At 64.3% G+C, this 13,916-nt stretch carries 13 protein-coding genes; 1 reads left to right on the forward strand and 12 read right to left on the reverse strand.

The window, feature by feature from the left end; genetic code table 11:
* Positions 1-6: 6 nt before the first annotated feature.
* The 8 genes from trkA to CTA01S_RS02460 form a co-directional block, all read right to left on the reverse strand.
* On the reverse strand, positions 7-1,449 hold the full coding sequence (gene trkA / locus CTA01S_RS02425) for a Trk system potassium transporter TrkA (RefSeq protein ID WP_019559833.1): 1,443 nt from the start codon (positions 1,447-1,449) through the stop codon (positions 7-9).
* Positions 1,450-1,510: 61 nt separating this feature from the next.
* A complete protein-coding gene (locus CTA01S_RS02430) occupies positions 1,511-2,641 on the reverse strand; it encodes an acyl-CoA dehydrogenase family protein (protein WP_062191769.1) in 1,131 nt (376 codons plus the stop codon).
* Positions 2,642-2,665: 24 nt separating this feature from the next.
* Complete coding sequence (locus tag CTA01S_RS02435) at positions 2,666-3,337, reverse strand: SDR family oxidoreductase (RefSeq protein ID WP_062191772.1); 672 nt, start codon at positions 3,335-3,337, stop codon at positions 2,666-2,668.
* A gap of 8 nt (positions 3,338-3,345) precedes the next feature.
* Positions 3,346-4,524 (reverse strand): acetyl-CoA C-acyltransferase, encoded by a 1,179-nt coding sequence (locus CTA01S_RS02440; protein ID WP_019559836.1) that lies wholly within the window; start codon positions 4,522-4,524, stop codon positions 3,346-3,348.
* Between the two features lie 39 nt (positions 4,525-4,563).
* A complete protein-coding gene (gene aceK, locus CTA01S_RS02445; protein WP_019559837.1) occupies positions 4,564-6,369 on the reverse strand; it encodes a bifunctional isocitrate dehydrogenase kinase/phosphatase in 1,806 nt (601 codons plus the stop codon).
* 198 nt (positions 6,370-6,567) lie between these two features.
* Entirely contained in the window at positions 6,568-7,746 is a 1,179-nt protein-coding gene (locus CTA01S_RS02450) for an isovaleryl-CoA dehydrogenase (RefSeq protein WP_198150761.1), read from the reverse strand.
* Between the two features lie 42 nt (positions 7,747-7,788).
* Positions 7,789-8,253 (reverse strand): PaaI family thioesterase, encoded by a 465-nt coding sequence (locus tag CTA01S_RS02455; protein WP_019559839.1) that lies wholly within the window; start codon positions 8,251-8,253, stop codon positions 7,789-7,791.
* A 100-nt stretch (positions 8,254-8,353) separates the two neighbouring features.
* Positions 8,354-8,779: a MerR family transcriptional regulator gene (locus CTA01S_RS02460; protein ID WP_019559840.1), complete on the reverse strand. Its 426-nt coding sequence runs from the start codon at positions 8,777-8,779 to the stop codon at positions 8,354-8,356.
* A 45-nt stretch (positions 8,780-8,824) separates the two neighbouring features.
* Between CTA01S_RS02460 and CTA01S_RS02465 the strand changes: the two genes are divergently transcribed.
* The gene (locus CTA01S_RS02465) at positions 8,825-9,883 is read left to right on the forward strand and encodes an MBL fold metallo-hydrolase (RefSeq protein ID WP_062191779.1); all 1,059 of its coding nucleotides are present in this window, start codon (positions 8,825-8,827) and stop codon (positions 9,881-9,883) included.
* On the opposite strand, the gene CTA01S_RS02470 is transcribed toward CTA01S_RS02465, so the two are convergent.
* The 4 genes from CTA01S_RS02470 to CTA01S_RS02485 form a co-directional block, all read right to left on the reverse strand.
* Positions 9,884-11,008 (reverse strand): deoxyguanosinetriphosphate triphosphohydrolase, encoded by a 1,125-nt coding sequence (locus CTA01S_RS02470; protein ID WP_062191782.1) that lies wholly within the window; start codon positions 11,006-11,008, stop codon positions 9,884-9,886. It abuts the gene before it with no gap.
* A gap of 6 nt (positions 11,009-11,014) precedes the next feature.
* Positions 11,015-12,124, reverse strand: a complete 1,110-nt coding sequence (gene aroB / locus CTA01S_RS02475; RefSeq protein ID WP_062191784.1) for a 3-dehydroquinate synthase — start codon at positions 12,122-12,124, stop codon at positions 11,015-11,017.
* Positions 12,125-12,145: 21 nt separating this feature from the next.
* Complete coding sequence (locus tag CTA01S_RS02480) at positions 12,146-12,691, reverse strand: shikimate kinase (protein ID WP_232300966.1); 546 nt, start codon at positions 12,689-12,691, stop codon at positions 12,146-12,148.
* 79 nt (positions 12,692-12,770) lie between these two features.
* Positions 12,771-13,883 carry a hypothetical protein gene (locus tag CTA01S_RS02485; protein ID WP_157451276.1) on the reverse strand — a complete coding sequence of 371 codons (1,113 nt, stop codon included), beginning with the start codon at positions 13,881-13,883 and terminating at the stop codon, positions 12,771-12,773.
* Between the last annotated feature and the right edge of the window lie 33 nt (positions 13,884-13,916).

Below are 13,916 nucleotides of genomic sequence, written 5' to 3' on the forward strand. Positions count from 1 at the left end.
CCTGGCTCAGAAAAACGTCGCGCTGACCTGCAAGAGCTTTTCCACTTCGCGCACCATGCGCTTGCGCGGCAAGAACACGATCACGTGGTCATTGGCCTGGATCACCGTGTCGTGATGGGCGATGATGACCTGCGCCTGACGCAAGGCGCGCTCGCGCGCTTCATCGTCCATCTCGCCTTCGGGCAATCCGCGCACGATGGCGCCGATCTGCGCCCCCGGCGGCAGCTTGAGCTCGCCAATGGGCCGCCCCACCACCTTGGAGGTCTTGGCATCGCCGCGCACCACGGCTTCCAAGGCCTCGGCCGCGCCGCGCCGCAGCGAATGCACCGCTTCCACGTCGCCACGCCGCACATAGGCCAGCAGCTCACCGATGACCGTCTGGGCCGGCGACAGTGCGATGTCGATCTGCGATCCCTGCATCAAATCGGCATAGGCCTTGCGGTTGATCAAGGCCAACACCCGCTTGGCGCCCATGCGCTTGGCCAGCAAGCAGGCCATGATGTTGTCCTCGTCATCACTGGTCAGCCCGAGGAAGAGGTCCATGTCGTGGACGTTCTCGCCTTCGAGCAGCTCCTCGTCGGTGGAATCGCCATGGAGGATGAGGGTATCGGCCGGCAATTGCGAGGCCAAGTACTCGCAGCGCTTGGCATCGTGCTCGATGATCTTGACCCGGTACTCGCCCTTGAGCTCGCGCGCCAAGCGCAGGCCGACACGCCCTCCGCCGGCGATCATCACGCGCTTGACCGGGCGGTCACGCCGCCGCAGCGCCTCCAGCACGGTGCGGATGTGCTTGGTGGCGGCCAGCACGAACACCTCGTCGCCGGGTTCGATGCGGGTGACGCCATCGCAGACGATGGCCTGGTCGGGCCCCTCGGGGTCGGGCCGGTAGATGGAGACGATGCGCATGTCCGCCTCGGGCACCAGGCTGGGCAATTCGGAGATGGTGTGGCGCACCAGCGGTGCCCCTGCCACGGCACGCACGGCGATCAGGCTGACCAGCCCCTGCGCGAATTCCAGCACTTGCAAGGCCTCGGGGTAGGCGATGAGCTGGCGCACATAGCGCGTCACCGAGGCCTCCGGACAAATCACCCGGTCCACCGCGAAACCGCTCTTGTCCATCAGCGGCGATCCGTCGGGAAACTCCGGCGAGCGCAGCCGCGCGATCGTGGTCGGGATGTTGAACACATCGTGGGCGATCTTGCAGGCCACCAGGTTGGTCTCGTCCAGTGGTGCACAGGCAATCATCATGTCCGCATCCTGGGCGCCGGCCTCTTGCAGCACCGAAGGTTGGATGCCATTGCCCACCACCCCGCGCAAATCCAGGCGGTCCTGCAAGGCCCGCAGGCGCTGCGGGTTGGTGTCGATCACCGTGATGTCGTTGCGCTCCGACACCAGGCTTTCGGCCACGCTCTCACCCACCCGCCCGGCGCCGAGGATGATGATGTTCATGGGCCGCGATTATGCGCCCAGACCAAGGCACCGCAAGATCGCGGCGAGGCGCGCCGCCGATTCAACCCAAAGCCCGGCCGATCAGAATGCGCTGCACGTCGGACGTGCCTTCATAGATTTGGCAAACCCGCACGTCGCGATAAATTCGCTCGACCGGAAAATCGCGGACGTAACCATAGCCCCCATGGATCTGGATGGCGTCGGAGCAGACCCGCTCGGCCATCTCGCTGGCAAACAGCTTGGCCATGGCTGCCTCTTTCAAACAAGGCACGCCTGCATCCTTCAGGCTGGCCGCATGATGGATCATCTGGCGCGCCACCTCGATCTGCGTGGCCATGTCGGCCAGGCGGAACTGCACCGCCTGATGGTGGAAGATGGGCTGCCCGAAGGCCACGCGCTCTTTGCTGTAGGCCAGCGCCGCCTCGAAGGCCGCGCGTGCCATGCCCACGCTCTGCGCCGCAATCCCGATGCGCCCGCCCTCCAGACCCGACAGCGCGATTTTCAAGCCCATGCCCTCCTCGCCCAAACGGTTCTCGACGGGCACCCGGCAGTTCTCGAAGACGATCTGCGCAGTATCGCTGCTGTGCTGCCCCAGCTTGTCTTCCAAGCGCGCCACGGTGTAGCCGGGCGTGTCGGTCGGCACCACGAACGCGCTGATGCCCTTCTTGCCCGCGGCCTTGTCGGTGACGGCCATCACGATGGCCACGTCCGCATGCCGTCCACTGGTGATGAACTGCTTGACGCCATCGAGCACGTAGTGATCACCATCACGCACCGCCGTGGTCTTCAGGCCCCCGGCTTCGCTGCCCACATGCGGTTCGGTCAGACAAAACGCGCCCAACATATCGCCTCGCGCCAGCGGCTTGAGGAAGCGCTGTTTTTGCTCCTCGTTGGCATAGGCCATCAAGATCGAACACACCGGGCAGTTGTTCACGCTCACCACGGTGCTGGTCCCGCCGTCGCCAGCGGCGATCTCCTCCAAGATCACGGCCAGGGCCAGGTAGTCCAGGCCCGCGCCGTCGTACTCGGACGGCACGGCCACGCCAAAGCAGCCCAGCGAGGCCAAGCCTTTGAGCTCCTCGGCCGGAAAATGGTGCTCCTTGTCCCAGCGGGCCGCATGCGGCGCGATGCGGTCCTGCACATAAGCGCGCACGGCGTCTTGCACCGCACGATGATCTTCGCTCAACAGCATGATGTCTTGGCTCGGATGCGCGGCTCACCAGGCAATCGGTGTGCCGTCGTAGTGAAGGAAATGCCCGTTGTCCTCGGGTCGCAGACGCGCGAGCAACTGGCGCAAGCGGGCCACACTGTCTTCGGGAGCCAGGCTGGCATGGGGCCCGCCCATGTCGGTGCGTACCCAGCCCGGATGCACGGCCACACAGGTGATGCCCCGCGGCCCAAGCGCGAGGGCGACATCGCGCAGCACCGAATTCAGCGCAGCTTTGGACGCCCGATACAGCCAGCCCGTGCTCGTGCTGCGCTGGCCGATCGAGCCCATCATCGACGACAGCACCATGAGCTTGGCGTCCTGAGCCAAGACCGGCTCGAGCTGCGGCAGCACACGCATGGGCCCCAGCACGTTGGTGCGCATCACCGCATCGAAATCGTCCTGCGTGGGCGTCTCGAGACCCTGCGTGCGCGGACCATACACCCCGGCATTGAAGATCACGGCATCGAAGCGCTGTCCATCCAGCCGCCAGCCCAATGCGGCCACGCTGGCCGCATCCAGCAAGTCCAGCGGCCAAGCCTCGCAGCCCAGGCCCCGCAACCGCGCCAAAGCATCGTCGCTACGCGCCGTAGCCACCACATGGTCGCCTGCTTGGCGATATTGGCGGGCGAACTCCAGCCCCAGCCCGCGCGACGCACCAATGACCAGGACCCGCATCATTCACCCCGTCAAAGCATTTCCACCGCGATGGCCGTGGCTTCCCCGCCGCCGATGCACAGCGAGGCCACGCCCTTCTTCAAGCCACGTTGACGCAAGGCCCCAAGCAGCGTCACGACGATGCGCGCACCGCTGGCGCCGATGGGATGGCCCAGCGCCACGGCCCCGCCGTTGACATTGACCTTCTCGTGCGGCAGCTTGTGCTCGGTCATCGCCGCCATGGTCACCGCGGCAAACGCTTCGTTGATCTCCCACAGATCCACGTCTTTGGCCACCCAGCCGGCTTTCTTCAGCACCTTGTCGATGGCGCCCACCGGAGCCGTGGTGAACCATTCGGGCGCCTGGGCATGCAGACTGTGGGCCACGATGCGTGCCAGCGGCCTGACGCCCAACTTGGCCGCGGTGGACTGGCGCATCATCACCAACGCCGCCGCACCATCGGAGATGCTCGACGACGTGGCCGCCGTGATGCTGCCGTCTTTCTTGAAGGCCGGCTTGAGGCTCGGAATCTTGTCCAGCTTGGCCTTGGCGGGCTGCTCGTCCTGGGTGATGCTCACCTCGCCGCCCTTGCCCGGCACCGACACCGGCACGATCTCCCAGGCGAAGCTGCCATCCTCATTGGCGCGACGAGCCCGCTCGGTGGAGGTGATGGCGTATTGATCCTGCGCCTGCCGGCTGAAACCGTACTTGGCCACACAGCTTTCGGCGAACACGCCCATGGCCTTGCCACGCTCGTAGGCGTCCTCCAGGCCGTCCAGCGCCATGTGGTCGTAGAACGCCGTCGCGCCATACTTCTGCCCTTTGCGGATGAACGCCAAGTGCGGCGCATTGGTCATGCTTTCCATGCCGCCGGCCACCATCACATCGGCGCTGCCGGCGGCCAGCATGTCGTGCGCGAACATCATCGCGCGCATGCCCGAGCCGCACATCTTCGACAGCGTGACCGCACCGGCCGTATCGGGCAGGCCGGCGCGACGCGCAGCCTGACGCGCCGGGGCCTGGCCCTGACCGGCCATCAGGCAGTTGCCCATGAGCACCTCGTCCACGGCCGCCGGCTCGATGCCGGCGCGCTCGACCGCCGCGCGAATGGCCACTGCCCCCAGTTCCCAGGCTTGCAGACCAGCGAAATCACCCAGCAAGCCCCCGATCGGGGTGCGGGCCGCAGAAACGATGACGATGGGGTCGGACATGATGCTCTCCTTCGGGAAACACGGGGAATGGGTCAAGCCTCAGGACACCGCAGCAGGATGGCCGGCCGCCTGAGGCGATGAGGGCGGCTGCGCCTGACGCAGCCGGACGAAGCGCTTGTGCGCCTCGTAAGGGAACACGTCGTGGACATGGCCGGCCAGGATGCGCTCCTTGTGCGCCTGCCAATAGGCCGGGTCGAGCAATTCGGCGTGGTGACGCATGAACACCTCGCGCACGGTCGGGTTGCTCAGCAAAAAGGGCCCAAAGGTTTCCGGGAAGACATCTTTCGGCCCCACGCTGTACCACACCTCGCCCGACAACTCTTCTTCCTCGGTACGCGGCTGGGGCACCTTGCGGAAATTGCAGTCGGTGAGGTATTCGATCTCGTCGTAGTCGTAAAACACCACTTTGCCATGCCGCGTGACGCCGAAGTTCTTCCAGAGCATGTCGCCCGGGAAGATGTTGGCCGCCACCAGGTCTTTGATGGCGTTGCCATACTCGATCACCGCGTGCTCGATTTGTGCTGGCGAGGCTTCCTGCAAGTAGATGTTGAGCGGAATCATGCGCCGCTCGATGTACAGATGACGAATGACCAGATCGTCGCCATCTTCTTCGATCTGGCTGCCGCAAAAATGCTTCAATTCAGCCACCAGCTCGTCTTCGAAACGCGAACGCGGAAACGCCACGTTCGAATACTCCAACGTGTCGGCCATGCGCCCGACGCGGTCGTGTGTCTTGACCAGCAAGTATTTGCGCTGGATCAGCTCGCGCGAGGTGTCTTTCTGCGGCGGATAGAAATCCTTGATGACCTTGAACACATAAGGAAACGAAGGCAGGTCGAACACCAACATGACCATGCCCTTGATGCCCGGCGCGATACGGAAGCGATCGCTGGAATGCCTCAAGTGGTAGAGAAAATCGCGATAGAACAGGTTCTTGCCCTGCTTGTGCAGACCCAGCGCGTTGTAGATCTCCGACCGCGGCTTGCGAGGCATCAGCGAACGCAAGAATTGCACATACGCGGCCGGGATTTCCATGTCCACCATGAAATAGGCCCGCGCGAAGCTGAAGAGCATCTGCAGGTCGTCCTCGCCGAACAAGGCTGCATCGATGACCAACTGGCGCCGCGAGGTGTGCAAAATCGGCAGCGCAAACGGAATCTCGCGAAACCCGTTGACGATCTTGCCGACGATATAGGCTCCCTTGTTGCGGAAGAACAGCGACGACAACACCTGCAGCTGGAAGTTCGTGCGCAGCCGCACGTCGCCAAACTCCCTGCGCATGGCCTGCAACACGAAGTCCACATCGCGCCCCAGGTCCTCGAACTCCACGGCCAGCTGAAAATTCGTCACCACCCGCAGCAGCGTCTCGCGCAGGGTCTCGCGGGTCGGGTAATAGGCGCGGTAGGTCGGCTGCGAGCCCGGCTCGTCGTTCTCGAGGTATTCGGTCGAGATCGCCGGACGCACGAAGATGAAATCGTTGTGGAAGTAACTACGGTGCAAGATCTTGGTCGTCACCGAGTTGAAGAAGGTCTCGGCCAGCTCGGGCTGCAAATGATTGGTCAGCAAACCGATGTAGTGCAGCTTGACCTGGTGCCACACGTCCATCGGCAGCTCATGGGCGCTGAACTCCCGCTGCAAGCGCTCCACCGCCTCGGCCACACGCTTGTCGTAGAACTCGATGCGCTCGCGCTGCGCGCGCTGCTGGCCATGCCAGTCGGCCAACTCGAAGCGGCGCTTGGCCTCGATGCTGGTCTGGCGAAACAGACGGTAGTGCCGATTGAAACCCTCCAGCAGGGCCGCGGCAATGTGAAACGCGCGCGGATCCGTGAGCTTCTGAGGGAACATCCTGATCTCCGAAAAAGGGCTGCCCTGCGACGGCTGCCGCGCTGAGCCCTCCCTGACGGCCCAGCCGCGCCACGGCCGACGCGCCATCGACGTTCGACGCAGAAGGCCTGCGCTGGCGCCCGCCTTCCCGATCGACGCCAACGTATTGTGCAAAGGATCGGCCCGACCGTGTGCAAGCCGCAGCGTCTGCGGCCGCCCTCACATCGTCTCGGCGAACAACTCCCGCCCGATCAGCATGCGCCGGATCTCGCTGGTGCCCGCGCCGATTTCGTACAGCTTGGCATCGCGCCACAGCCGGCCCAAGGGATACTCATTGATGTACCCATTGCCGCCGAAGATCTGGATGCCTTCTCCGGCCATCCAGGTGGCCTTCTCGGCGCACCACAGGATCACGCTGGCGCAGTCCTTGCGCACCTGGCGCACATGCTCGCTGCCCAATCGATCCAAGTTCTTGCCCACGGTGTACAAGAAGGCGCGCGCCGCCTGCAGCGTGGTGTACATGTCGGCCAGCTTGCCTTGGATGAGTTGGAACTCACCAATGCTCTGGCCAAACTGCTTGCGATCGTGGATGTACGGGATGACGTTGTCCATCACCGCCTGCATGATGCCCACCGGCCCAGCGGCCAGCACCGCGCGCTCATAGTCCAGGCCGCTCATCAGCACCTTGGCACCACCGTTGACCGCGCCCAAGACATTGTCCGCCGGCACCTCGACGTTGTCGAACACCAGCTCACCGGTGTGGCTGCCACGCATGCCCAGCTTGTCGAGCTTTTGCGCCACCGAAAAGCCCTTCATGCCCTTCTCGACGATGAACGCCGTGATGCCGCGGGCGCCCAGCTCGGGCTCGGTTTTGGCATAGACCACCAAGGTATCGGCATCGGACCCATTGGTGATCCACATCTTGCTGCCATTGAGCAGGTAGTAGCCGCCCTTGTCCTCGGCGCGCAGCTTCATGCTCACCACATCCGAGCCGGCGCCGGGCTCGCTCATGGCCAGCGCGCCCACATGCTCACCGCTGATCAGCTTGGGCAGGTACTTGCGCTTTTGGGCCTCGGTGCCATTGCGCCGGATCTGGTTGACGCACAGGTTGGAGTGCGCCCCGTACGACAGACCCACCGACGCGCTGGCGCGGCTGATCTCCTCCATCGCGACCATGTGGGCCAAATAGCCCATGGCCGCCCCGCCATAGGCTTCCTCCACCGTGATGCCCAGCACGCCCAGCTCGCCCATCTTGCGCCACAGGTCCATCGGGAACTGGTCCGTGCGGTCGATCTCGGCCGCGCGCGGGGCGATCTCGGCCTGCGCGAAGGTGTGCACCGCCTCGCGCAGCGCATCGATGTCTTCGCCAAGCTGAAAGTTGAGTCCGGGCACTTGCATGGTCATGGTTCCTTCGTCTACGAAAACTTCGCTGCTGGCCGCTCAATGCTGCACGTCGGGGCGTCCGAGCACGGTCATCAGCGTGGCGGTCATCGTGGCCACCAGGCGCGAGCCGGCCGCACCGACTTCCAAGGCCCGGCCATCGACCACCGAAATGCTGCGGCCGGCCTTGGTGACCTCGGCCTCGATGCGAAAGTCCGGCCCGCGCGCAGGCGCCAGCAGGTTCACCTTGAATTCGATGGTCAGCACCCCGGCCTGCGCCGGCATCAGGGAAAACGCGGCATAGCCGCAGGCCGAGTCCAGTGCGGTGGACACCACACCGGCATGCAAAAAACCATGCTGCTGAGTCAAGTCTTGCCGGTGACGCATCGTCAACACCACCCGCCCGGCTTGCACCTCTTCCAGCCCGATGCCCAGCGTGGCCATCACCGCTTGGCGCGCGAACGAAGCCCGCACCCGGGCAGCGAAGTCCGGGTCGGCCGGCACCCACTCATGCGCACGGGACATGGAACACTCCTTCGGCCTCGACGGCGAAAACCCACAGCCTAATTGACGTTGACGTAAACGTCAATTATGGCCTCCACCGCCGCCGCCCGGCCCAGGGGTGTCAGGCGCGTTTCTTGCGCTCGAATTCGTTCAACAAACGCCGCGCCTCGCGTTCGTGGCTGCTCACTTCCTCCAGTGTCACCTGCAAATCGGCCAGCTGCTGTTCGAGCTGCTCCCGATGGGCCGCCAGCACGACCAAAAACTTCTTCAACTGGGGCACGGTATCGCGGGGCGACTCGTACATGTCCACCAGTTCCTTGATTTCGGCCAGGCTCAAGCCCAGCCGCTTGCCGCGCAAGGTCAGCTTCAGCCGCGTACGGTCGCGCGCGGTGTAGATGCGGTTGCGTCCGTTCGGGCCGCTGCGCTGCGGACTGAGCAGCCCGCAGTCTTCGTAAAAGCGGATGGCGCGCGTGGTCAGATCGAATTCACGCGCCAACTCACTGATGGTGTAGGTGGGCGACGCGGGGGTGACAGCAGAATTGGCCATGCCTGCCTATACTGGAACGAATGACGTTTACGTAAAGTGTAGCGAATGAACCCGCAGGAACAGCGTCTGCACTACCCGCTGGGGGAACGCCTGCCGCCGCCGGCTGGCAGCCTGGAGGTGGCCCCAGGCTTGCGCTGGGTGCGCATGGGCCTGCCCTTTGCGCTGGACCACATCAATCTGTGGCTGCTGCGCGACCGGCTCGACGGCCGAGAAGGCTGGACGCTGGTGGACTGCGGCATCGCCAACGATACGACACGCCAGGCCTGGGAACGGATCTTCGCCCAGGAGCTCGACGGGCTGCCCGTGCTGCGTGTGATCGTCACGCACATGCACCCCGACCACATCGGCCTGGCCCACTGGCTGACCGAGCGTTGGCAGTGCCGAATGTGGATCAGCGCGACGGACTACCATGCCGCACGCGCGGCAAGCCTGCGCGCCGAGGGGCACGGCGGAGAAGCAGCCGCCGCTTTTTTTGCCAGCCACGGCCTCACCGAACCGGCATCGATCGAACAGGTGCGCCAACGTGGCAATTACTACGCCTCGATGGTGCCGCAGGTCCCCGAGCAGTTCCGCCGCCTGATGGACGGCCAAGTCCTGCGCATCGGCGATCGCGCTTGGCGATGCATTGCCGGCCATGGCCATGCCCCGGAACACATCTCGCTGTACACCGAAGACGGCGGCCCGATGCTGATTGCCGGAGACATGCTGCTGCCGCGCATCTCCACCAATGTCAGCGTCTTCGACCTCGAACCGGAAGGCAACCCCCTGCCGCTGTACCTTGCCTCGATCCAAAGCCTGTGCAGCTTGCACGAACACACCTTGGTCCTGCCCTCGCACGGGCGCCCCTTCCTCGGACTGCACGAGCGGGTGCGGCAGTTGCAGGCGCACCATGCCGAACGCCTGCACGAAGTGATGCAGGCCTGTCGTCAGTCTCCGCGCAGCGCGGCCGACCTGCTGGGCGTCATGTTCAAGCGCCCGCTCGATCTGCACCAAACCACGTTTGCCATGGGCGAGGCCCTGGCCCATTTGCACGCCTTGTGGTTCGAGGGTCGCCTGCAGCGCCAACGCGCAGACGACGGGGTGTGGCGTTTCGCCACCCCCTGATCAAAACAGTCGCCGCCCCGTCAAGCGCTCGTGCTCGCGGATGGCAAAACGGTCGGTCATGCCCGCGATATAGTCGGCAATCGCCCGGCGCCCCTTGCGCCCATCGCGCCAGTGATCGGCCGGCATCTCCCGCGGATCTTGCTCATAGGCGGCGAACAACTCCCGCACCACTTGCTTGCCGCGTTCGGTGGTCTCCACCACCTGCGGATGGCGATAGAGATTGGCGCGCAAGAAACGCTTCAGTTCATCGCTTTGTGCGCGCATGGCCGCGCTGAAGCTCACCAACACCGGCAAGGCACGCACTTCGTCCACATCCTTGGGTCGATGGATGGCCAAAGCCGCACGCGTCGCATCGATGACGTCATACACCTGGTCCGACAACATCCGACGGATCGCCTCGGCCAGCACCCGCTTGGCCGGCAGATCAGGATGCTCACGCAACACCGCATGCCGGTAACGGGCCACCAAGGACACCTCGTCCAGTTGCTCGAACCGCAACAGCCCCGAGCGCACGCCGTCATCGATGTCGTGCGCGTTGTAAGCGATTTCGTCGGCCAGATTGCACAACTGGGCTTCCAGACTGGGCCGCGTGCCATCCAGAAAACGTCGCCCCACCTCCCCCAAGCGCTGAGCATTCGCGCGCGAGCAATGCTTGAGCACGCCTTCGCGGGTCTCGAAACTCAGATTCAAACCATCGAAGCCCGGATAGCGCTCCTCCAGCTCGTCGATCACCCGCAGGCTCTGCAGGTTGTGCTCGAAGCCACCGTCCTCGCGCATGCATTCGTTCAAGGCGTCTTGCCCGGCATGGCCGAACGGCGTGTGGCCCAGATCATGCGCCAGCGCAATCGCCTCGACCAAATCCTCGTGCAACCCTAGCACCCGGGCGATGGAGCGGCCCAATTGGGCCACTTCCAGCGAATGCGTCAGACGGGTGCGAAACAAATCGCCCTCGTGGTTCAGGAAGACCTGGGTCTTGTAGACCAGACGCCGGAACGCGGTGCTGTGCACGATGCGGTCGCGATCGCGCTGGAACGCGTTGCGAGTCGGCGCATCCGGCTCGGGATGACGCCGCCCCCGCGAGCGGGCCGGATCGCACGCATAGGGGGCGAGCATGGCGTCCTGCATCGGAGTTCAGGCCGTGCAGGCCTCGATCACTTCGGCCACCAGGGCCTCGGGCACCGCACGCACTGCCGCACGCCCCAGCGCCTCGATGACGACGAAGCGGATCTCCCCGCCTTCGTTCTTCTTGTCCACCCGCATCAGCTCGAGGTAACGCGGCACCCCCAAGCCGGGGCCCACCACCGGCAAGCCGGCGCGCTCGATCAGCCCACGCATGCGCTGGACGAAGCCATCGGGCATTCCGCCCAGGCGGGCCGACAGCTCGCTGGCCATCACCATGCCGCAGCCCACTGCCTCGCCATGCAGCCATTGGCCGTAGCCCAGCCCGGCCTCGATCGCATGCCCGAAGGTGTGGCCGAAGTTCAGGATCGCGCGCAAGCCGGACTCCCGCTCGTCCTGCCCCACCACTTGGGCCTTGATCTCACAAGAGCGACGCACCGCATAGGCCAGCGCAGCCTTGTCGCGGGCGCGCAAAGCATCGATGTGGGCCTCGATCCAGTCCAGAAATGCCGGATCGGCGATCGGCCCGTACTTGATCACTTCGGCCAAGCCGGCCGACAGCTCACGCTCGGGCAGGGTGTCGAGCACATCCAGATCGCACACCACCCGCAGCGGCTGATAGAACGCACCGATCATGTTCTTGCCGCGCGGGTGGTTGATCGCCGTCTTGCCGCCGACCGAAGAATCCACCTGCGCCAGCAGCGTCGTGGGCACTTGCACGAAGGGCACCCCACGCATGAAACAAGCCGCGGCAAAGCCGGTCATGTCGCCGATCACCCCGCCGCCCAGTGCATACAACACCGTCTTGCGATCGCAGCCTGCGGCCAGCAAGGCATCGAAGATGCGGTCCAGCGTCGGCCAGTCTTTGTACGCCTCGCCATCGGGCAACACGATCTGGATCACCCGTTCATGCCGAGCCGCCAAGGCGCTGGCCAAACGTTCGGCATACAAGGGCGCGACCGTCTCGTTGCTGACGATGGCCGCCGTCCGGCTGTGCGGCAGCCCTGCATAGCTGTCCGACGACGCCAGCAGACCGGGGCCGATCAGGATGGAATAGCTGCGCTCGGCCAGTTCGACCGTCAACGTCTGGAACACCGGGGATACGAGACCGCGTTCTTGCATGCGCCGCAGTGTAGTGGATCGTCAAGCGCCCTCGGCCGACAAGGGCCACCGGCCGCTCAACTCCAGCTGCGTGGCAATGGTTTGGGTCAACAGGGCCACCGAGGGCCGGCCCGTCTCCACCGAGAAATGCGCCACCTCGCGGTACAACGGGTCACGCACCCGGTACAGTTCGCGCAACTTGGCCAAGGGATTGGCCACCTGCAGCAAAGGCCGTTGACGGTCATGGCGCAAGCGACGCGCCAAGTCCTCTGGCGAGGACCGCAGGTACACCACCGTGGCCCCTTGCGACAAAAGCCGCCGATTGTCTGCACGCAGCACGATGCCGCCACCGGTGGCCAGCACACCGCCACGAGGCTCGGCCAAAAGCTCGCGCAAGATATCGTGCTCGATCTGTCGAAACCGGTCTTCGCCTTCGCGTTCGAAAAAAGCCCGGATGGTCTCGCCCAAGCGCTTTTCGATCAACACATCGGTATCGATGAAATCAGCGCCCAAGCGCCGCGCCAGCTGGCGCCCAATGGTGGACTTGCCACTGCCGGGCAAGCCCACCAGGGCCACCGGCCTGGGCACGGTGGATTCGACAGAGCCTGGTCTTGTCTGCAATGGTCAGGCAACCGTGGAACGGTGGCGACTCGGCATCACCGCGGCCTCAAGGTAGCGTCACTGTCACCGTATTGCTTTCGAAAGTACCAAACTTGGCGACGACCGTCGCTGAAGCCCCCGAACAAGAAGTGCCCGAACCAACGAGACGATGCACCGTTGGGTAGACATCCCCATTGCTCACTTGCGCCGGAGACACGGAAATCGTGCACCCACTGGGCGCCCCCTGCACGGACAGGGTCGTCCCAGCAGGCGCAGCAGTGCGGTTGGTCCCAAAGTCCGAGTACAAACGAACTTCCGCCGGCGCACCGGTGGCCTCCAGCCCCATAAAACGTGGATCCGACACCGGAAGCACGATGCGCGTGCGAATGATTGAGCGGCCCCACACCCCATCACACGTATCAGGAACAGACCGCGGAATGGAGTTGCTGTTCAGATAGTTGGGATATGCCGTCGGGAAAGAACAGGCCACCGTCCCGATACCCAAAGAACCCGAAGCCGTCGCGCCAAGGTTGAGCTCATCGAACCCGGATTCGTAAGCTTCGCTTTCATTGTCATCGCGGAACAATCGACCCGCATCCCAGAAAGGTTCGCCAGAGTCGTAGCGACCGTTGCCATTCACATCGACATAGGCCTCTTCGCCATCCAACCAGGCCAGGATCGTCACGAAACCATCGGCAGGCCGCCGGTTCTGCGTCGCAAAGGTCACGCTGCATGCGCTGATGTTCGCGCTCGTTCCGGTCACCCCAGACAAGGTACAAGACGTCTGGATCTGACCGCCTTCGGTGGAAAACTGCACCCGCGTGCCTTCTGGCACCGGGTTGCCTGCGGTATCGGTCACACGGACGGAAATCGTTGTCTCATCACCATCTTTCGACCAGTCCAACGCGTACTTTTCCGCCGAAATCGACAACGATTTTTGCGTGGGGACGTTGGTGCTGACATCCGAAATCCCTCCGCCAGAGGAGCTTCCGCCGCTACCCGATCCCGAGCCGGATCCGGACCCCGAGCCTCCACCATACAAAGGATCCCCTGCGCTTCCTCCTCCGCCGCCACAGGCCCCCAGCACCATCGCCGCGGCGACGATCGCCCCCACATCCCTCAATCGTTTTGCGATACCAGCCATTGAAAGACCTTTGAATGTAATTGCCTCAGCCGCCATGCGTGTGTGCGGTCAACACGCGCCAGCGCGCCC

The sequence above is a fragment of the Caldimonas taiwanensis NBRC 104434 genome (genome assembly GCF_001592165.1).
GTDB classification, from domain to species: domain Bacteria; phylum Pseudomonadota; class Gammaproteobacteria; order Burkholderiales; family Burkholderiaceae_C; genus Caldimonas; species Caldimonas manganoxidans.